This window comes from Cellulosimicrobium cellulans (assembly GCF_016907755.1).
Taxonomy (GTDB): domain Bacteria; phylum Actinomycetota; class Actinomycetes; order Actinomycetales; family Cellulomonadaceae; genus Cellulosimicrobium; species Cellulosimicrobium cellulans_D.
Map to the genome: position 1 here is coordinate 2,021,043 of NZ_JAFBCN010000001.1, position 18,762 is coordinate 2,039,804.

General features: G+C 74.1%; 16 protein-coding genes. 13 read left to right on the forward strand and 3 right to left on the reverse strand.

The window, feature by feature from the left end; translation table 11 throughout:
* Positions 1 to 112 precede the first annotated feature (112 nt).
* The 8 genes from JOE63_RS08635 (at position 113) to JOE63_RS08670 (ending at position 11,323) form a co-directional block, all read left to right on the forward strand.
* Entirely contained in the window at positions 113 to 1,879 is a 1,767-nt protein-coding gene (locus JOE63_RS08635) for a BCCT family transporter (protein ID WP_204540689.1), read from the forward strand.
* A 208-nt stretch (positions 1,880 to 2,087) separates the two neighbouring features.
* Positions 2,088 to 3,998 (forward strand): translational GTPase TypA, encoded by a 1,911-nt coding sequence (typA, locus tag JOE63_RS08640; protein ID WP_087471537.1) that lies wholly within the window; start codon positions 2,088 to 2,090, stop codon positions 3,996 to 3,998.
* A gap of 13 nt (positions 3,999 to 4,011) precedes the next feature.
* Entirely contained in the window at positions 4,012 to 5,040 is a 1,029-nt protein-coding gene (locus JOE63_RS08645; RefSeq protein ID WP_204540692.1) for a PIG-L family deacetylase, read from the forward strand.
* A gap of 10 nt (positions 5,041 to 5,050) precedes the next feature.
* On the forward strand, positions 5,051 to 5,500 hold the full coding sequence (locus JOE63_RS08650) for a hypothetical protein (protein WP_204540694.1): 450 nt from the start codon (positions 5,051 to 5,053) through the stop codon (positions 5,498 to 5,500).
* A gap of 75 nt (positions 5,501 to 5,575) precedes the next feature.
* A complete protein-coding gene (locus JOE63_RS08655) occupies positions 5,576 to 8,428 on the forward strand; it encodes a VanW family protein (RefSeq protein ID WP_204540697.1) in 2,853 nt (950 codons plus the stop codon).
* Between the two features lie 32 nt (positions 8,429 to 8,460).
* Positions 8,461 to 9,366 carry a hypothetical protein gene (locus tag JOE63_RS08660; protein WP_204540699.1) on the forward strand — a complete coding sequence of 302 codons (906 nt, stop codon included), beginning with the start codon at positions 8,461 to 8,463 and terminating at the stop codon, positions 9,364 to 9,366.
* Positions 9,363 to 10,328 (forward strand): prephenate dehydratase, encoded by a 966-nt coding sequence (locus tag JOE63_RS08665; protein ID WP_307840006.1) that lies wholly within the window; start codon positions 9,363 to 9,365, stop codon positions 10,326 to 10,328. Before JOE63_RS08660 ends, JOE63_RS08665 begins: the two co-directional genes overlap by 4 nt.
* Positions 10,325 to 11,323 (forward strand): prephenate dehydrogenase, encoded by a 999-nt coding sequence (locus JOE63_RS08670; protein WP_167551049.1) that lies wholly within the window; start codon positions 10,325 to 10,327, stop codon positions 11,321 to 11,323. Before JOE63_RS08665 ends, JOE63_RS08670 begins: the two co-directional genes overlap by 4 nt.
* Before the next feature lie 5 nt (positions 11,324 to 11,328).
* On the opposite strand, the gene JOE63_RS08675 is transcribed toward JOE63_RS08670, so the two are convergent.
* Positions 11,329 to 11,631 (reverse strand): putative acetyltransferase, encoded by a 303-nt coding sequence (locus JOE63_RS08675; RefSeq protein WP_204540701.1) that lies wholly within the window; start codon positions 11,629 to 11,631, stop codon positions 11,329 to 11,331.
* A 154-nt stretch (positions 11,632 to 11,785) separates the two neighbouring features.
* On the opposite strand from JOE63_RS08675, the gene fdxA reads away from it, so the two are divergent.
* From fdxA to JOE63_RS08690, 3 genes are all read left to right on the forward strand, one after another.
* Positions 11,786 to 12,103: a ferredoxin gene (gene fdxA, locus JOE63_RS08680; protein WP_024841122.1), complete on the forward strand. Its 318-nt coding sequence runs from the start codon at positions 11,786 to 11,788 to the stop codon at positions 12,101 to 12,103.
* 14 nt (positions 12,104 to 12,117) lie between these two features.
* Positions 12,118 to 13,260 (forward strand): succinyldiaminopimelate transaminase, encoded by a 1,143-nt coding sequence (dapC, locus tag JOE63_RS08685; RefSeq protein ID WP_204540704.1) that lies wholly within the window; start codon positions 12,118 to 12,120, stop codon positions 13,258 to 13,260.
* Positions 13,261 to 13,374: 114 nt separating this feature from the next.
* Positions 13,375 to 14,673, forward strand: coding sequence for a citrate synthase (locus tag JOE63_RS08690; protein WP_087471542.1), 1,299 nt, complete (start codon positions 13,375 to 13,377; stop codon positions 14,671 to 14,673).
* A 75-nt stretch (positions 14,674 to 14,748) separates the two neighbouring features.
* Here JOE63_RS08690 and JOE63_RS08695 read toward each other — a convergent pair whose 3' ends face one another.
* On the reverse strand, positions 14,749 to 15,726 hold the full coding sequence (locus tag JOE63_RS08695) for a hypothetical protein (protein ID WP_204540707.1): 978 nt from the start codon (positions 15,724 to 15,726) through the stop codon (positions 14,749 to 14,751).
* 31 nt (positions 15,727 to 15,757) lie between these two features.
* Entirely contained in the window at positions 15,758 to 16,750 is a 993-nt protein-coding gene (gene dapD / locus JOE63_RS08700; protein WP_204540710.1) for a 2,3,4,5-tetrahydropyridine-2,6-dicarboxylate N-succinyltransferase, read from the reverse strand.
* A 36-nt stretch (positions 16,751 to 16,786) separates the two neighbouring features.
* Here dapD and dapE point away from each other — a divergent pair, with 36 nt between their 5' ends.
* Together dapE and JOE63_RS08710 are read left to right on the forward strand one after the other, a co-directional pair.
* The gene (gene dapE, locus JOE63_RS08705) at positions 16,787 to 17,914 is read left to right on the forward strand and encodes a succinyl-diaminopimelate desuccinylase (RefSeq protein WP_087471543.1); all 1,128 of its coding nucleotides are present in this window, start codon (positions 16,787 to 16,789) and stop codon (positions 17,912 to 17,914) included.
* 10 nt (positions 17,915 to 17,924) lie between these two features.
* A complete protein-coding gene (locus tag JOE63_RS08710; protein ID WP_087471544.1) occupies positions 17,925 to 18,761 on the forward strand; it encodes an LOG family protein in 837 nt (278 codons plus the stop codon).
* Position 18,762: the final 1 nt, after the last annotated feature.

Consider the following 18,762-nt stretch of genomic DNA (forward strand, 5'->3'; position numbering starts at 1 on the left):
CGCACGAGCTCGCCCGACCGATGACACCGACGCCCCGGCGTGGGCCACGATCGTGGCCCACGCCGGGGCGTTCCGGTTGCCGGGCGGGGTCCGCGCGGCAAGCCTGGGAGGCATGAGCCCAGCCGACGACGTCTCCGGGAAGCCCGGCGCGGACCAGCCCGCACCGGTCGACGCGGGAGGCCCGGCTCACGGGGCGACCGCGGCCGGTGATCTCGACGGCCCGCGCACGGGACGTCCCGACCCCCGGGTCTTCTACCCGGCGGCCGGGATCATCCTGCTCTTCGTGCTGGCGACCGTCTTCTTCACCGACACGGTGACGGCGCTCATGAACACGCTCCAGCGCGACGTCATCGGGGTCTTCGGCTGGTACTACGTGATCGTCGTGGCGGGGTTCGTCGTGTTCTCCCTGTGGATGGGCCTGAGCCGCTTCGGCGACATCGTGCTCGGCAAGGACGAGGACGAGCCGTTGTTCCGGCTGCCTGTCTGGTTCGCGATGCTCTTCGCGACGGGCATGGGGATCGGGCTCGTCTACTGGGGCGTGGCGGAGCCGCTGTCGCACTACGTGAGCCCCAAGCCGGGCGTCGAGGGGAGCGACCCGGCGCTCGCCCAGGCCGCCATGGGGCAGAGCTACCTCCACTGGGGGGTCCACGCGTGGGCGATCTACGTCGTGGCGGGTCTCGCCCTCGCGTACGCGATCCACCGCAAGGGTCGGCCGGTGTCGATCCGCTGGGCCCTCGAGCCGCTGTTCGGGGACCGGGTCCGGGGGCGGCTCGGGGACGTCATCGACGTCGTCGCGATCATCGGCACGGTCTTCGGCGTCGCGACCTCCCTCGGCTTCGGCGTCCTCCAGATCGCGGCGGGCCTCGGCTACCTCGACGTGGTGCAGCCCAGCACGGCGCTCGAGATCGGTCTCATCGCGGCGATCTCCGCCCTTGCGACGATCTCGGTCGTGTCGGGGCTGGGCAAGGGGATCAAGTGGCTGTCCAACGGCAACATGATCCTGGCGGGGGTCGTGCTGGTCCTCGTGCTGGCCCTGGGGCCGACCCTCTTCCTCCTGCGGGAGTGGGTCCAGTCGCTCGGGTACTACGTCCAGAACATCGTGCGGCTGTCCTTCGACACGACCGCGTTCCAGGGCGAGGCCGGGCTCGAGTGGCAGTCGTCCTGGACGATCTTCTACTGGGGCTGGTGGATCTCCTGGGCGCCCTTCGTGGGGGTCTTCATCGCCCGGATCTCGCGCGGGCGCACCGTGCGGGAGTTCGTCCTCGGCACGCTCCTCGTCCCGACGGTCGTCACGACCCTGTGGTTCTCGGTCTTCGGCGGGTCGGCGCTCTACCGTGAGCTGACCGAGCCGGGCAGCATGCTCGTCGACAGCGCGGTCGACACCGACACGACGCTGTTCCAGCTCTTCGACGGTCTGCCGCTCGGCAACGTCCTCTCGGTCGTGGGGATCCTGCTGATCGTCGTGTTCTTCGTGACGTCGTCGGACTCCGGCTCGCTCGTGGTGGACATGCTCGCGAGCGGGGGCAACCCGAACCCGCCCACGTGGAGCCGCATCTTCTGGGCCGGCGTCTCCGGCCTGCTGGCCATCGCGCTCCTGCTCGCGGGCGGGCTCCAGGCGCTCCAGACCGCGGCGATCCTCATCGCGCTGCCGTTCTCCGTCGTCATGATCGGGATGGCCGTCTCGACCGTCCGCGCCCTGCGTGCGGAGCACGCCGCGATCCTGCGCGCCGAGCGCCGGGCGGCGCGCACGGAGCTGACGGAGCACGTGACCACGCGGGTCTCGGAGAGCATCTCGGAGCAGTGGGAAGAGCTCTACCCCGACCGGCCGGACCGGTGGCGCGCGCTGGCCCGGCGCCCGCGCAAGGGCTCGCCGCGGTGACGTCGACGGGGCCGTCACGGGCCCTGGCACGGCGAGGGATGCGGGAGAGTGACGCGGGTCATGGTGGCGGGAACCGCGACCCGGTAGGATAGCCGTGCCCGGGTGACGGCCCGTGCTCCGTGATGCCGCGGCGGGCTGCTCCCGCGCCGTGCGCGCAGAGGTGGCCGGCCGTCGTCGCCCCTCGAACCCCACGAAATGAGAACCGTAGATGTCTGTGCGCTCCGACCTGCGCAACGTGGCGATCGTCGCCCACGTCGACCACGGCAAGACCACGCTCGTCGACGCGATGCTGCGCCAGTCCGGCGCCTTCTCCGCGCACCAGCACGTGGACGACCGCGTCATGGACTCCGGTGACCTCGAGCGCGAGAAGGGCATCACCATCCTCGCGAAGAACACCGCGGTCCGTTACGCGGGCCCGGCCGCCGCCGCGGTGGGGGAGCCCGACGGCATCACGATCAACGTGATCGACACGCCCGGGCACGCCGACTTCGGCGGCGAGGTCGAGCGCGGCCTCTCCATGGTCGACGGCGTCGTCCTCCTCGTCGACGCGAGCGAGGGCCCGCTCCCGCAGACCCGGTTCGTGCTGCGCAAGGCGCTCGCCGCGAAGCTCCCGGTCATCATCGTCGTCAACAAGGTCGACCGTCCGGACTCGCGCATCACCGAGGTCGTCGCCGAGGCGACCGACCTGCTGCTCGGCCTGGCGTCCGACCTCGCCGACGAGGTCCCCGACCTCGACCTCGACGCGATCCTCGACGTCCCGGTGGTCTACGCGTCGGCCAAGGCCGGGCGCGCGTCGCTCGACCAGCCGCTCGACGGCCAGCTCCCCTCGAACGAGGACCTCGAGCCGCTCTTCACGACCATCCTCGAGAAGATCCCCGCGCCGACGTACGACGAGGGCGCGCCGCTCCAGGCGCACGTCACGAACCTCGACGCGTCGCCGTTCCTCGGTCGCCTCGCGCTGCTGCGCATCTTCAACGGCGAGCTGCGCAAGGGCCAGGTCGTCGCGTGGGCCCGGCACGACGGCACGCTCCAGAACGTCAAGATCACCGAGCTCCTCGAGACCAAGGCGCTCGACCGCGTCCCCACGGAGTCGGCCGCGCCCGGCGACATCGTCGCCGTCGCGGGCATCGCGGACATCACGATCGGCGAGACCCTCACCGACCCCGAGGACCCGCGCCCGCTGCCGCTCATCACGGTCGACGACCCGGCGATCTCGATGACCATCGGGATCAACACCTCGCCGCTGGCGGGCAAGGGCGGCAAGGGCCACAAGGTCACGGCGCGCCAGGTCAAGGACCGCCTCGACACCGAGCTCGTCGGCAACGTGTCGCTGCGCGTGCTCCCGACCGAGCGTCCCGACGCGTGGGAGGTCCAGGGCCGCGGCGAGCTCGCGCTCGCGATCCTCGTCGAGCAGATGCGCCGCGAGGGCTTCGAGCTCACGGTCGGCAAGCCGCAGGTCGTCACGCGCACGATCGACGGCAAGACGCACGAGCCGATGGAGCGCATGACGATCGACGTCCCCGAGGAGTACCTCGGCAACGTCACCCAGCTCCTCGCGCAGCGCAAGGGCCGCATGGAGACCATGTCCAACCACGGCACCGGCTGGATCCGCATGGAGTTCATGGTCCCGGCGCGCGGGCTCATCGGCTTCCGCACGCGCTTCCTCACGGAGACCCGCGGCACCGGCATCGCGGCCTCGATCTCCGAGGGCTACGAGCCGTGGGCCGGGCACATCGAGACCCGCACGACGGGCTCGCTCGTGGCCGACCGCGCCGGCAAGGTGACGCCGTTCGCCATGATCAACCTCCAGGAGCGCGGCTCGTTCTTCGTCGACCCCACGCAGGAGGTCTACGAGGGCATGATCGTCGGCGAGAACTCGCGCAACGAGGACATGGACGTGAACATCACCAAGGAGAAGAAGCTCACGAACATGCGGTCCTCGACGGCCGACAACTTCGAGAACCTCATCCCGCCGCGTCACCTCACGCTCGAGGAGTCGCTCGAGTTCGCGCGCGAGGACGAGTGCGTCGAGGTCACGCCCGAGGTCGTGCGCATCCGCAAGGTGCTCCTCGACCAGACCGAGCGCGCCCGCGCCACGTCCCGCGCCAAGCGCGCCTGACGTCGCCGCGCGGGTGACCGTCCCGTCCTCCCAGCAGGCCGCCGTCGAGCCCGACGGCGGCCTGCTGGCCGTGCACGCCCACCCCGACGACGAGACGCTGGCCACGGGCGCGCTCCTCGCGACGTGGTCCCGCGCCGGGCAGCGCGTCACCGTGGTGACGTGCACGCGCGGCGAGCGGGGCGAGGTGATCGACACCGCGGCGCACCCGACCGGCGTCGGGTACCTCGAGGGTGACGGTCCCGCCCTCGCCGCGCACCGCGAGGGCGAGCTCGCGCGAGCGCTCGCCGCTCTGGGCGTCGCGGACCACGTCTTCCTCGACACGGCCGCGCTCCCCGCGGCGGGCGAGGTGCCCGACGGCGGTGCAGCGCCCCGGTTCGAGGACTCCGGGATGGCGTGGGTCGCGCCGGGGGTCGCGAGCTCGGTCGCGAGGGAGCAGCTCCCGCCCCGGGCGTTCGTCGGTGTCCCGCTCGACGAGGCGGCCGCCCGGCTGGCGGCGGTCGTGCGCGACCGCCGCCCCGCGGTCGTCGCGACGTACGAGCCCGGCGGCGGCTACGGGCATCCCGACCACGTGCGCGCGCACGACGTGACGGTCCGGGCGCTGGAGCTGCTCGACGCCGCCGGAGAGCCCGCACCGGCGCTCTGGCTCGCCGTCGCACCCGAGAGCGCGGTGCGCGCGGCGCGGCGGGCGCTCGCCGCGCACCCCGCGGTCTGCGCGCTCCTCGCCGCGGACGCGGACCTCACCCTGCCCGACCCGGACGAGGACCTGCCGCCCGTCGCGCGCCCCGACGCCTCGCTGCCCACGCTCGTGGGCGTCCCCGTGGCGCCCGTCCTCGGCGAGCTCCTCGCGGCGATGCGCGCGCACGCGACGCAGGTCCAGCACGTGACCGCCGCGGGGTCCATCGCGGGGGAGGAGCCCACGGATCTCCTGGGCTGGTACGCCCTCAGCAACGACGTGCTGGCGCCCGTCCCTTCACACGAGTTCTACGCTCCCTCCGGCGGCGCTCTCCCGGGCGACCAGGTCCGGCGCGGGCCCACGCGTTAACCTGGGGCCCGTGGAGACCGGCATGGGGCGGCACATCGGCCGCGGGGTGGCGTGCGCGCTCGTCGGCGCGCTCGTGGGGCTCGTCGGCACCGTCGCGCACCGGGCGCACCTGCTCGGCGTGGACCTCCCCGGGGGAGTCGGGCTGGGCATCGTGCTCGCCCTGCTGACCGTGCTCGCGGCCGGGACCCTCGCGCGCGCCTGGGGCGGTATGGCCGGTCTCCTCGGCTACGGCATCGGATGGGTCGTCGTGGTCCAGCTCCTCTCGCTCGAGGGGCCCGGCGGCGACGTCCTCGTGCCGAGCGAGCCCGTCGGGTACGTGTGGATCTACGGAGGTCTCCTCGTCGTCGCGGCGGTCGCGTTCCTGCCACGCTCGTGGTTCAGCGACCGCCCCGTCCGCCCGGCGCTCCACGGACGTCCCACCAGGCACGACGGACCCGAGGACCCCCTCGCGTCCCGCTAGGATTCGCGGTGCGGATCCCCGCACACCCCTCGTCGTCGCGCGCTCGACGCGCGCCTTTCGTCACGGAGACAGTGGATGGGTCAGCCGACCGACCGAGACGCCGAACTCGACTCCCCGCAGGACGCCGTGCCCGTGCCTGCTGGACAGCCCCAGGCGCCCGAGCCGGCGGCGGCTGACGGGACCGGCGACGAGGCGCCCACGACGGTCGACGAGGCCACGGCGCCCGAGGCCGACGCGGCCGCCGCCGACGAGAAGGCCGACGACGCCGCGGCACCCGAGCAGGGGGTGGTGCCCGCGGTGGCGGAGCAGGACGACGCGCCTGCGGAGCCCGCGGGACCGGTCGATCAGGTCGAGGACCCCGCCGAGCCGGCGACGGCAGCGGAGCGGGGCGAGGCGGTGGAGGACACCGCCGACCAGGTCGAGGAGCCGGGCACCGCGACGGTCGAGCCCCCCGGGGACGTCGCGGACGAGGCCGTGACGGAGCCCGTCGAACAGGCCGAGCCCGTCGAAGCGGCCGGGCCCGTCGAACCGGCCGGGCCCGTCGAACCGGCCGAGCCCGTCGCCGCCGCCGAGCCCGACGTCGCGGAGCGACCAGGCGCCGAGACGCCCGCGGCGGGCGAGGACGCCTCCGCGGACCCCGAGGGCGACCCGGTCGCCGGGGACGGCGCCGCTGACGTGACTGCGACGGCCGACGTGACCGCGACGGCCGACGTGGCGGCGACGGTCGAGGCTCAGGGCGACGCCCCCGCGCCGGAACCGGAGCCGGCGACGTCGGCCGGGGCGGGCGCCGCCGCGGCGCCCGCGGCGCAGGGCGACGACGAGGACGAGCCGTACGTGCCGCGGCTGTTCGCGTTCGACCCCAGCGTGCCGGCCGTGCTCGTCCCCCCGCCCGGGTCGGAGCCGGACCCGGCGGATCGGACCGCGGTGACGCCCGTGGTGGAGGAGCCTGACGCCGAGCAGACCGCCGTCGTGCCCGCGGTGCCGCCGGTGGCGCCCACCTCACCTGCCGCCGAGGCCGCACCCGGCACCCCGCCCCCGACCCCGACGGACGCCACGCAGGTGATCCCGCCCGTCGACCCGTGGTCGCGCCCGGCCCCGGTCGTCCGCACGTCGGTCCGACCGGCTGCTCCGACCGGGGCGGAGGCCGCCGCCCCGGCGGCGACCCCCGCGGTCACCCCGGCGGCGGGCCTGGGGAACGCCTTCGGCCCGGTCCCGCCCGACGAGTCGCGGGAGGCCTCGCCCTTCGAGGGCTTCGAGGAGGAGACCCCGCGGCGCGGCTGGGCGCGTGGCCTGATGTGGACGGGCATCGGTGTGCTCGTCCTCGGCGGCCTGTACACCGGCGCGCAGTGGTTCTTCTCGGACAAGGTCCCGAGCGGGACGAGCGTCGCCGGAGTCGACGTCGGTGGTCTGACCCGGACGGCGGCGCAGGACACGCTCGAGGCGGAGCTCGGGCCGCGCGCGGCCGAGCCGGTCACGCTCACCGCCGGCGAGGCGAGCACGACCCTCGACCCGGCGGCCGCGGGCCTGTCGTTCGACGCCGCGGCCACCGCGGAGGAGCTCACCGCCTTCTCGATGAGCCCGGCCCGGCTGTGGCAGCACCTCTTCGGCGGCGAGGACGAGGCCCCGGTGATCTCGGTCGACGAGGCGGCGCTCGACGCCCAGGTCGAGGCGCTGCGCGGGAGCCTCGAGATCGAGCCGGTCGACGGCACCGTGCAGTTCGTGGACGGCGCGCCGACGAGCACGGCGGCGGCCGACGGCTCGGCCCTCGTGACGGACGAGGTCCCGGCGGCCATCACCGGGAGCTGGCTCGTCCAGGACGGGGCGGTGACCCTGCCGACCGAACCCGTGGAGCCCGCGATCACGCAGGAGGAGACGGACGCCGCGCTCGCGCAGGCGCAGAAGGTCGTGTCGGCGCCGGTCGTCGTGTCCGTGGGCGGCCAGAACGCCGAGCTGCCGCCCGAGGCCCTCGCGGCCGCCGCGTCGTTCGCGGCGACCGACGGCGTGCTCACCCTGACCTTCGACGGGGCGACTCTCGTCGGGTCGGTGGTCGACCGGACGAACGACCTGCTCACCGCCGCGGACGACGCGCACTTCGTCTTCCAGGACGGCGCCCCGGTCATCGTGGGCGGGGAGCCGGGCACGACGATCGACCCCGCGGCCATCTCGGCCGCCGTCACGACGGCAGCCTCCGGCGACGAGCGGACCGCGACCGTCGAGCTCGTGGAGTCCGACCCGGCGCAGTCGGTCGCCGCGCTCGAGGCGCTCGGGATCAAGGAGAAGGTCTCGGAGTTCTCGACCCCGGTCCCCAACGTCCCGGTCCGCACCGCGAACCTGCGCCGCGGCGCCGAGAAGGTGACGGGGACGCTCGTCAAGCCGGGCGAGACGTTCTCGCTCGTGGACACGCTGTCGCCGATCACGCTCGAGGGCGGCTACTTCGCCGCGGGCATCGTCGAGAGCGGTCGGCACACCGAGGGCGTCGGCGGCGGTCTGTCGCAGATGGCGACGACCACGTACAACGCGGGCTTCTTCGCCGGCCTCGAGGACGTCGAGCACCGACCGCACAGCTACTGGTTCGAGCGGTACCCCGCGGGGCGCGAGGCGACGATCTTCGTCGGGTCGATCGACATGAAGTTCAAGAACGACACCCCGTACGGCGTCCTCATGCAGTCCTGGGTCGGCGGGGGCGAGCTGCACGTCGCGATCTGGAGCACCAAGTACTACGACGTGGAGACGTCGTCGAGCGGCAAGTCGAACGTCGTCCAGCCGACGTCGGTCACGCACTCGGGGGCCGACTGCGCCCCGACGCCCGCAGGCAGCCCGGGCTTCTCCATCACGAACTACCGCAAGGTCTACCACGAGGGCGAGCTCGTCAAGGACGAGTCCTACCGGTGGACGTACAAGCCGGACAACGCGGTCGTCTGCGAGTAGACGACCCGGTCCACCACACACACGGAGGTCCCATGCTCGGACGGAGCGAACGGGAGTCGGGCGCGCAGGCGCTGCTCGCGGCCACGGCGGCAGGCTGGGTCGCGGGCGACCCCGCCGAGGCGGACGCGCTGCTCGACCTCGGGTCGACGACCGCCACGCTGTCGACCGTCGCGAGCATCGACGGGCTCTCCGCCGTCGTGCACCTGGGGCACCCGGCCCAGCCCTCGCACGAGCTGGAGCGGGCGCTGCTCGCCGCGCCGCCCTCGCTCGTGCTCACGGGGGCGTCGGCCGTTCCGGCGCAGTGGGTCTGGGTCGGGCGCTCGGCGGCCGCGCGAGACCTGACGGGTCATGTCGTCGTGGACGAGGCGGGCATGCGCGACCGCCGTCACGTGCTGCGCACCATGGGCGTGAGCCCGTCCCTCGTCCCGACGCGGACGAGCCTGGAGGAGCGCATCGCGCTCGCCGGTCCCGACGGCAGCCTCGTCGTGGAGCGCTCCGTCGCCGCGGGGCCGCTCGCGGCGCTCGGGTACGCCGAGCTTACGGGGAGCGAGGTCCTCGGCGACGGCGCGCCCGTGTGGTACGGGCTCCTGGAGAGCCGGGACGCCGTGCCGCGGGCCGAGGGCGTCGCCCAGGTCTGGCTCGCGTTCGGGCCGCGGGACGACCACCGCGGCTCGCTCCAGGAGACGCTCGCGCTCGTCGCCCAGGCGGGCATCGACCTCCAGCACCTGCGCAGCCACCGCTCCCAGGCCGGGCCCCACATCTTCTTCTGCGCGTTCTCCTGCCCCGACGCGGGGACGCTCGACGGTCTCGTCGCGGGCTTCGCGGAGCGCGGCGTCGCCCACCGCCTGCTCGCCGTCCTGCCCGGGCAGGAGTTCGTGCCCGGGCCCGACGCGCTCGCGCCACGCTGGGCGTCGGCGGCGGACCCCGTGCGCGCGTGAGCGTCGTCGGCTACCTCGGCCCGGAGGGGTCGTTCACGCACCAAGCCGCCGCCGCGTGGCGCGGGGACGACCGCGGGGACGACCGGGCCGACCGGGCGGCCCGCCTCGCCGCGCGCACGACGGTGGCGGACGTTTTCGCCGACGTCGCCGCGGGAGACCTCGCGCGCGGGGTGGTCGCGATCGAGAACACGGTCGAGGGCTACGTGGTGCCGTCCCTCGACGCGATCGTCGGGAGCGCTACGGTCGTCGCGGTCGACGAGGTCGTGCTCGACATCTCGTTCGACGCGTTCGTGCGGCCCGGCCACGGCGAGCTGACGGAGGTCACCGCCCACCCGCACGGGCTCGCCCAGTGCCAGGAGTTCGTCCGCCGGACGGGCCTCGCGCCGCTCGCCGCGTCGTCGAACGCGGCGGCGTGCCGGGACGCAGGGCCGCACCAGGTGGCGCTCGGGCCCACGATCTGCGGCGAGCTCTACGGCCTCGAGACCCTCGAGCGCGCGGTCGAGGACTTCGCCGGTGCCCGGACCCGCTTCCTCGTCCTCGCGCCGCGGGCGGAGGCGTCGGCGACCCTGCGGGCCGCGCGCGCCCGGGGGGACGGTCCGTGGCGCACGATGCTCGCGGTGACTCCCGTCGTCACCGGACCGGGCGTGCTCGCGCGGATCACGCGGTCCTTCGGCGAGCGCGGCGTCAACCTGTCGAGCCTCATCACGCGCCCGCTCAAGGCGGTGGCCGGCACGTACGTGTTCGTCCTGACGGTCGACGGCGCCCCGTGGGACGCGCCGGTGCGGGCCGTGCTCGACGACCTCGTCCGCGCGGGCGACTCGCTCAAGACGCTCGGAGTCGTCCCGGCGCGTGGCGAGCTGGACGAGTCGGTGCACGCCGACGTCGACGTCGCGAACGTCCCCGTGGGCAGCGTGGACGCCTCGGCGGCGCCGGCGGACCTCGCGGCAGGCCTGCTGTGGTGACGGCCGACGTCGTCCCGTCGAGCGGGGCCGACGGGCTGCGGGTGGGGGTCGTCGGGCTCGGGCTCGTCGGCGGCTCGGTCGCGCGGCTCCTGCACGAGCAGGGTCTCGACGTGACCGCCCACGACGCGACGGCGACCACGCGCGCCGCGGCGCGCGCCGCGGGCCTCCGGGTCGTCGGCGACGTGGCCGACGTGTGCGCGGCGGAGCCCGACGTCCTCGTGCTCGCGGTCCCGCTGCGGGCCATGCGGTCGGTCGCGACCGAGGTCGCGCGGCACGTGCGCGGCGCGACCGTCGTCACCGACGTCGGGAGCGTCAAGGGCGCGGTGCGCGACGCCGTCCGGTCGGCCGGCCTCGGGTCGCGCTACGTCGGGGCGCACCCCATGGCGGGCACCGAGCACTCGGGTTTCGAGGCGTCCGACCCGGCGATGCTCGACGGCGCACGCTGGGCCGTCACGGTCGACGGGACGACGCGGCGCGAGGCGCTCGTGACGGTGCTGCGGCTCGTGACCGGACCGCTCGGCGGGACCGTCCACGTCCTCACGGACGAGGTCCACGACGAGTCGACGGCGCTCATCAGCCACGTCCCGCACGTCCTCGCCACCGAGCTCCTGGGCGTCGTCGCGGACGCGCCCGTGCGGGACGTCGCGCTCGGGCTCGCCGCGGGCAGCTTCCGGGACGCGACGCGGGTGGGGCGTACCGACCCGCGGCGCACCGAGGCGATGGTCACCGACAACGCCGCCTGGGTGGCGTCCGCGCTGCGGGTGGTCGTGCGCGACCTCGAGCAGCTCGTCGCGGCGCTGGAGTCGAACGCGCCGGTGGGGGAGTTCTTCGACCGGCCCGAGCCGGTCCGCGGTCCGGTCCGCGCGCCCGGCAGCGGGGAGCGGCTGCGGGTCGACCTCGACGAGGCGGGGGACTGGCGCACGGCGCTGAGCGACGCCGGCGCCCGGGGCGCGGTCGTCGTGAGCGTCGAGGACGGCACGGTCGTCCTCGGTTGACGCCGCTATCTCGGTGACGCGGGTCGCCGCGGGGGGCGCGGCGGTACCGGCTTGCCCGCCACGATCGCGTCGAGCGGGACCACCACGAGGGGCGGGACGTCGTCGTGCACGCCGTGACCGCGGTGCGGCGGGGCGGCGCTCCCGCCCGCGTCCTCGCGCAGGACCAGCTCCGTCGGGGTGGTCCGGACGACCACGCCGATCACGTCCGTGAGCGGCGTGCCCGCCGCGGTGGCCTCGTCCGGAGCGAGGCGACGGCGCACCACCACCCGCGTGCCGGGGGCCCACGTCGTCCAGGGCGCGTCGGGCACGGCAGCGCTCCTCGGGTCTGTGACGTTCGTCCACGGGCTGGTCAGGGAGGGTCGGGCACGGCCCGACCTGAGCGATACTAGTCCTGCGTCTCCCTGTCGTGACCTCGCCCCTCGCCGGGTCGGGGTCCGGACGAATCCAGAAAGGTACTCGGTCGTGACTTACGTGATCGCTCAGCCGTGCGTGGACGTCAAGGACAAGGCGTGCATCGAGGAGTGTCCTGTCGACTGCATCTACGAGGGCAAGCGGTCGCTGTACATCCACCCCGACGAGTGCGTGGACTGCGGCGCCTGCGAGCCGGTCTGCCCGGTCGAGGCGATCTACTACGAGGACGACGTGCCGACGGAGTGGAGCGACTACTACCGCGCCAACGTCGAGTTCTTCGACGACCTCGGCTCGCCCGGCGGCGCCGCGAAGATGGGTCTCATCGAGAAGGACGACCCGATGATCGCCGCCCTGCCGCCGCAGGCCTGAGCGCTCCGCGGCACGTGGGCCTCGCCGACCTCTCCGGTCTCGCCTATCCCTGGGACACGCTGACCCCGTACGCGGAGCGCGCCCGCGCGCACCCGCGGGGCGTCGTGGACCTCTCCATCGGGACGCCCGTCGACCCGACGCCGGCCGTCGTGCGCGACGCGCTCGCCGCGGCCTCGGACGCGCACGGCTACCCGACGACGCACGGGACCCCCGCGCTGCGCGACGCGGTCGCCTCCTGGTTCGCGCGCCGGCGCGCCGTGCCCGGGCTCGACCCCGACGCGGTGCTGCCCACGGTCGGCAGCAAGGAGCTCGTCGGGCTCCTGCCCGCGCTCCTGCGCCTCGGGCCGGGGGACGTCGTCGTGCACCCGCGCACGGCCTACCCCACGTACGACGTGGGCGCGCGCCTCGCCGGCGCGACGCCGCTCGCGACCGACGACGTCGACGAGTGGGCGGGCAGGGCGGACGTGCGCCTCGTCTGGGTCAACTCCCCGAGCAACCCGACCGGGCAGGTGCTCGACGCCGCCCACCTCGCGCGCGTCGTCGCGGCGGCCCGCGAGATCGGCGCGCTCGTCGCGAGCGACGAGTGCTACGCCGAGCTGGCCTGGGCCGAGCCGTACGCGTCGCAGGGCGTGCCGAGCCTGCTCGACCCGGCCGTCTCCGGCGGGTCCCACGAGGGGCTGCTCGTCACCTACTCGCTCTCGAAGCAGTCGAGCATGGCCGGCTACCGCGCCGCGTTCGTCGCCGGCGACCCGGCCCTCGTCGCGGACCTGCTCGCGACGCGCAAGCACCTCGGCATGATCGTGCCCGCGCCCGTGCAGGCGGCGATGGTCGCCGCCCTCTCCGACGACGAGCACGTCGCCGCGCAGCGCGCCGTGTACGCGCGCCGCCGTGAGGTGCTCGTCGCGGCCCTCGGCGACGCGGGGCTGCAGGTCGACCACTCCGAGGCGGGCCTCTACCTGTGGTCGAGGCCGGCAGGGGACCACGGCGGCGACTGCTGGCGGACCGTGTCCGACCTCGCCGACCTCGGCATACTGGTGGGGCCCGGGGCGTTCTACGGACCGGAGGGGGCGGGGCACGTGAGGGTCGCGCTCACCGCGACCGACGAGCGCGTCCACGAGGCCGCCGCTCGACTCTCCGGAGCCTCATCGCTGACGTGACCTGCCTCACAGAGGTGTGGTGTTCTCGTGACGGTTCAGGATTGGTCACGTGCGGGTGAAGCGGGGTACGGTCGACCGCGCGGCAACGGCGCGAGCAGCAGCAGGAAGGGAACCATGACCACCACTCAGCAGGCGAAGGTCCGCCTCCTCGTCGACGACCAGGCGCAGGACCTGCCCGTGGTCGCGGCGACCGACGGCAACGACGGCATCGTCGTGTCCTCCTTGCTCAAGTCGACCGGCCTCGTGACCGTCGACCCGGGCTTCATGAACACCGCGTCGTGCGAGTCGAGCATCACCTACATCGACGGTGACGCCGGCATCCTGCGGTACCGCGGGTACCCCATCGAGCAGCTCGCCGAGCAGTCGAGCTTCCTCGAGGTCGCGTACCTGCTCATCCACGGCGAGCTTCCCGACACCCCGACGCTCGAGGCGTTCGTCGAGCGCGTGAACCGGCACACGCTGGTGCACGAGGACTTCCGCACCTTCATGGGGACGTTCCCGCGCAACGCCCACCCGATGGCCGTGCTCTCCTCCGCGATCAACGCGCTGTCGACGTTCTACCCCGAGTCGCTCGACCCGTTCGACGACGAGACCGTCGAGCTCGCGACGGTCCTGCTCCTCGCGAAGACGCGCACCATCACGTCCTACCTGCACCGCCGCCGCGTCGGTGAGCCGCTGCTCTACCCCGACTACTCGCGCGGCTACGTCGACGACTTCCTGCGCATGACGTTCGCGACGCCGTACCAGCAGTACGAGGCCGACCCGGTCGTCGTCGACGCGCTCGACAAGCTGCTCATCCTGCACGCCGACCACGAGCAGAACTGCTCGACGTCGACCGTCCGCGTCGTCGGCTCGTCGCACGCCAACCTCTACGCCTCCGTCGCGGCGGGCGTCAACGCGCTCTCCGGACCGCTGCACGGCGGCGCCAACGAGTCCGTCCTCACGATGCTCGACAAGATCGCGGGGGCGGAGTACGACGTCGACACCTTCATGAAGAAGGTGAAGAACAAGGAGGACGGCGTCCGCCTCATGGGCTTCGGCCACCGGGTCTACAAGAACTACGACCCGCGCGCCGCCATCGTGAAGAAGTCCGCCGACGCCGTGCTCTCGACCCTCGGCAAGAAGGACCAGCTGCTCGACATCGCCATGGGCCTCGAGGAGATCGCGCTCAACGACGACTACTTCATCGAGCGCAAGCTCTACCCGAACGTCGACTTCTACACGGGCCTCATCTACAAGGCGATGGGCTTCTCGCCCGCGATGTTCACGCCGCTCTTCGCGCTCGGCCGCATGCCCGGCTGGATCGCGCAGTGGCGCGAGATGATGAAGGACCCGCAGACCAAGATCGGCCGCCCGCGCCAGGTCTACGTCGGCGAGACCGAGCGCGACTACGTCCCGGTCTCCGACCGCTGACACCCGCTCCTCCGGACGCCGCGTCGCTCACCCTCGGTGAGCGCCGCGGCGTCCGTCGTCTCCGGTAGCCGCCGGTCAGGCCTCGTCGGGGACGGCGACGTGGACGCGGACGAGGCCCGCGTCGAGCGGGGCGAGCTCGTCGGGGTCGAGCGGGCTCCACGTCGAGTCCTCGCGGGACCAGCGGCGGTCCCCGACCTCGACGGCGACGACGTTCGTCGCGTCCGCGGTGGCGACCGCCCACTGCGCGACGGCCCAGGCCGCACGGTCGAGGCCGCCGTCCTCGCCCGCGGTGGGCAGCCCGGAGGCGTCGACCTGGAGGGTGCTCCCGTCGCCGCCGTCGAAGGGCTCGACGCGGGCGCCGTCGCCGAGGTCGCGGGCGAGGCGGTCCTGGAACGGCTGCGTGGCGGCGCCGTCGGTGGGGACCTCGGCCGCCGCGACGGGGGCGAGGTCGCACGTGAGCGAGGCGGGCGACCAGCCCGTGAGCGCGGACGCCCAGGCGCGCGACCGGGGCTCGTGCTGCGCGTACGCGTCGGGGAACGCGGACCGCTGGACGGTCTGCGCGGCGACGGTGACCTCCATCGCCTCGTAGCCCTCGACCGTCTCGAGCACGTCGTAGAACGCGTTGGCCGAGTAGACGGGGTCCATGATCTGCTCGACGCTGCCCCAGCCCTGGGACGGGCGCTGCTGGAACAGGCCGACGGAGTCGCGGTCGCCGTAGTCGATGTTGACGAGGCGGGACTCCTGGAGCGCGGTCGCGAGGCCGATCGTCGCGGCGCGGGCGGGGAGGCCGCGGCGCACGGCCGTGCCCGCGACGAGCGCGGCGTTGTCCGCCTGCGTGACGGAGAGGTACCAGGTCCGGCCGTCGGCCGTGGCCGCGCACCGCTCGGCGACAGGCGTCTCGTCGTCGAGCCGGTTGAGGGCGACGACGACCCCGCCCACCCCCACCGCGGCCACCGTGACGAGGGTGACCGCGGCGCGGAGCGGGCGGCGCCGGGGGCGCGCACGACCGACGTCCGGCAGGTCCCGGGGGCGGGGTGCTCGGCTGGTGGTCATGCGGGACGCCGTCGTGCTCGTCGGGGGTGCGTCAGTTGGCGTGCAGGGCGGCGTTGAGCTCGACGCCGGCACCCGTGCGGGACACGGCCTCGACGCCACCGGTCAGCGAGTTGCGGCGGAACAGGATGCCCGAGCGGCCCGAGAGCTCGCGCGCCTTGACGACGAGCGGCCCGCCCGCGGCGTCGGTCTGCCCGACGACGGTCACCTTGGTCCCCGCCGTGACGTACAGGCCGGACTCGACGACGCAGTCGTCGCCCAGGGGGATGCCCAGGCCGGCGTTGGCGCCGAGGAGCGAGCGCTGCCCGACGGAGATGACCTCGCGGCCGCCCCCCGACAGGGTGCCCATGATCGAGGCGCCGCCCCCGACGTCGGAGCCGTCGCCGACGACGACGCCCGCGGAGATGCGGCCCTCGACCATCGAGGTGCCGAGCGTGCCGGCGTTGAAGTTGACGAAGCCCTCGTGCATGACGGTGGTGCCGGGCGCGAGGTGCGCGCCGAGCCGTACGCGGTCGGCGTCGGCGATGCGGACACCGGCGGGGACGACGTAGTCGACCATGCGGGGGAACTTGTCGACCCCGTGCACGGTGACCTGCTGGCCCGTGGCGCGCAGGCGCAGCCGCGTCTCCTCGAAGCCGTCGACGGAGCACGCCCCGTGGTCGGTCCAGACGACGTTCGTCAGGACGCCGAAGAGGCCGTCGAGGTTCTGCCCGTGCGGGGCGACCAGGCGGTGGGAGAGCAGGTGGAGGCGCAGGTACGCGTCGGCGGTGTCGGCCGGGGCGGCGTCGAGCTCGATCTCGGTCCGGACCACGACGACGTCCACGCCGCGGACGTCGTCGCGCTCGGCGAGCGCGGCGAGCGAGGCGGGGACGGTCGTGTCCGCCGGGGCGCTGCCGAGCGCCGGGGAGGGGTACCAGACGTCGAGGGTCGTGCCGTCGTCGGTGACGGTCGCCAGGCCGTAGCCCCACGCCGTACGCGGCTCGGACGCGGCCGCCGAGGGGGCGGTCGCGGGGGTCGCAGAAGTCATGCGCCCCACCCTATCCGGCGCCGGTAGGGTGCTGGCGTGACCTCTCCCACCACCGGCACCACGCCCGTCCTCGACCTGCGTGGCGATCTCGTCGCGCTCTTCCGCGCCGTGTGCGACACGCCGTCGGTGAGCGGGGACGAGCAGGCGCTCGCCGACGCGGTCGAGACGGCGCTGCGGGCGTACCCGCACCTGGACGTCGTGCGCGACGGCGACACGGTCGTCGCGCGCACGTCGCTCGGCCGGGAGCGGCGCGTCGTGGTCGCGGGCCACCTGGACACGGTGCCGCTCACGGACCCGCCGAACCTGCCGACGCGCGTCGTGGGGGAGGGGGCGCACGCCGAGGTCTGGGGCCGGGGGACGGTCGACATGAAGGGCGGGGTCGCCGTCGCGCTGGCGCTCGCGGCCGAGCTCGACGCCCCGGCGCAGGACGTGACCTGGGTCTTCTACGACAACGAGGAGGTCGCGTCCGACCTCAACGGGCTCGGGCGCCTCGCGCGGAACCGCCCCGACCTGCTCGCGGCCGACTTCGCGGTCCTCGGAGAGCCGACGTCCGCCGGTCTCGAGGGCGGGTGCAACGGCACGCTGCGCGTCGACGTGCGTGTCCCGGGCGTGACGGCCCACTCCGCGCGTGCCTGGACGGGCTCGAACGCGATCCACGCTGCGCACGAGGTGCTCGACCGGCTGGCGGCGTACGTCCCGCAGGAGATCGAGGTCGACGGCCTCGTGTACCGGGAGGGCATGAACGCGGTGGGGATCCGCGGGGGGATCGCGGGCAACGTGATCCCGGACGAGTGCGTGGTCACGGTGAACTTCCGGTTCGCGCCCTCGCGCACGGTCGCCGAGGCGGAGCAGCACGTGCGCGAGCTGCTCGCCGGCTTCGAGGTCGTGCTCACCGACGCCGCCCCGGGCGCGCGCCCGGGGCTGGACGACCCGCTCGCCGCGGACTTCGCCGCCGCGGTGCTGGGCGTCACGGGCGGTGCGCCCGCGCCGAAGTACGGGTGGACCGACGTCGCGCGCTTCGCCGAGCTGGGCGTCCCGGCGGTGAACTTCGGTCCCGGTGACCCCCTGCTCGCGCACAAGGACGACGAGCGCTGCCCCGTCGGGGAGCTCGCGCTGTGCCGCGACGCGCTGCGTGCGTGGCTCACGGCGGCCCCCGCGGCATAGGCTCGTGACCATGAGCGACACGGTGCGTGACCAGGGTTCCGACGACGGCCTGCCGCAGGCCGGGACGGGGTACCGCAAGGGGCCGGTGCTGCTGCGCGGGGACCAGATCCCGCGCCAGACGACCGACCAGCGGCTCCTCGACACCGGGGGGAGCGCGGACTGGGTCCACTCGGACCCGTGGCGCGTCATGCGCATCCAGAGCGAGTTCGTCGAGGGATTCGGCGCGCTGGCGGAGGTCGGCCCGGCCGTGTCGGTGTTCGGGTCGGCGCGGACCAAGCCGGAGCACCCGGACTACGCGCTCGCCGAGGACATCGGCCGCCGCCTCGTCGACGAGGGATTCGCGGTCATCACGGGCGGGGGCCCGGGCATCATGGAGGCGGCCAACAAGGGCGCGTCCGAGGCGGGCGGGCTGTCGATCGGTCTCGGCATAGAGCTCCCGTTCGAGCAGGGCATGAACCGGTACGTGAACCTCGGCGTGAACTTCCGCTACTTCTTCGCCCGCAAGACGATGTTCGTCAAGTACGCCCAGGGCTTCGTCGTCCTCCCGGGCGGGTTCGGGACGTTCGACGAGCTGTTCGAGGCGCTCACCCTGGTCCAGACGCACAAGATCACCGAGTTCCCGGTGGCGCTCGTCGGCACGGACTACTGGAGCGGCCTGCTCGAGTGGGCCCGCACGGCGGTCGCGGGACGCGGCATGATCAGCGCGCACGACCTCGACCTCGTCCACCTGTGCGACGATCCCGCCGAGGCCGTCGAGTACGTGTGCGACCGCGGCGCCGAGCTGCGCGCCGAGGAGCTCGAGGCGACCGAGGAGCTCGCGCGGGCGCAGGCCGGCGACGCGAGCTGAG

Excerpts from the sequence above, each read along its gene's own strand:
- JOE63_RS08635 (WP_204540689.1), top strand. The coding sequence starts at position 113 with ATGAGCCCAGCCGACGACGTCTCCGGGAAGCCCGGCGCGGACCAGCCC.
- typA (WP_087471537.1), top strand. The coding sequence starts at position 2,088 with ATGTCTGTGCGCTCCGACCTGCGCAACGTGGCGATCGTCGCCCACGTC.
- JOE63_RS08655 (WP_204540697.1), top strand. The coding sequence starts at position 5,576 with ATGGGTCAGCCGACCGACCGAGACGCCGAACTCGACTCCCCGCAGGAC.
- JOE63_RS08660 (WP_204540699.1), top strand. The coding sequence starts at position 8,461 with ATGCTCGGACGGAGCGAACGGGAGTCGGGCGCGCAGGCGCTGCTCGCG.
- JOE63_RS08690 (WP_087471542.1), top strand. The coding sequence starts at position 13,375 with ATGACCACCACTCAGCAGGCGAAGGTCCGCCTCCTCGTCGACGACCAG.
- JOE63_RS08695 (WP_204540707.1), bottom strand. The coding sequence starts at position 15,726 with ATGACCACCAGCCGAGCACCCCGCCCCCGGGACCTGCCGGACGTCGGT.
- dapD (WP_204540710.1), bottom strand. The coding sequence starts at position 16,750 with ATGACTTCTGCGACCCCCGCGACCGCCCCCTCGGCGGCCGCGTCCGAG.
- JOE63_RS08710 (WP_087471544.1), top strand. The coding sequence starts at position 17,925 with ATGAGCGACACGGTGCGTGACCAGGGTTCCGACGACGGCCTGCCGCAG.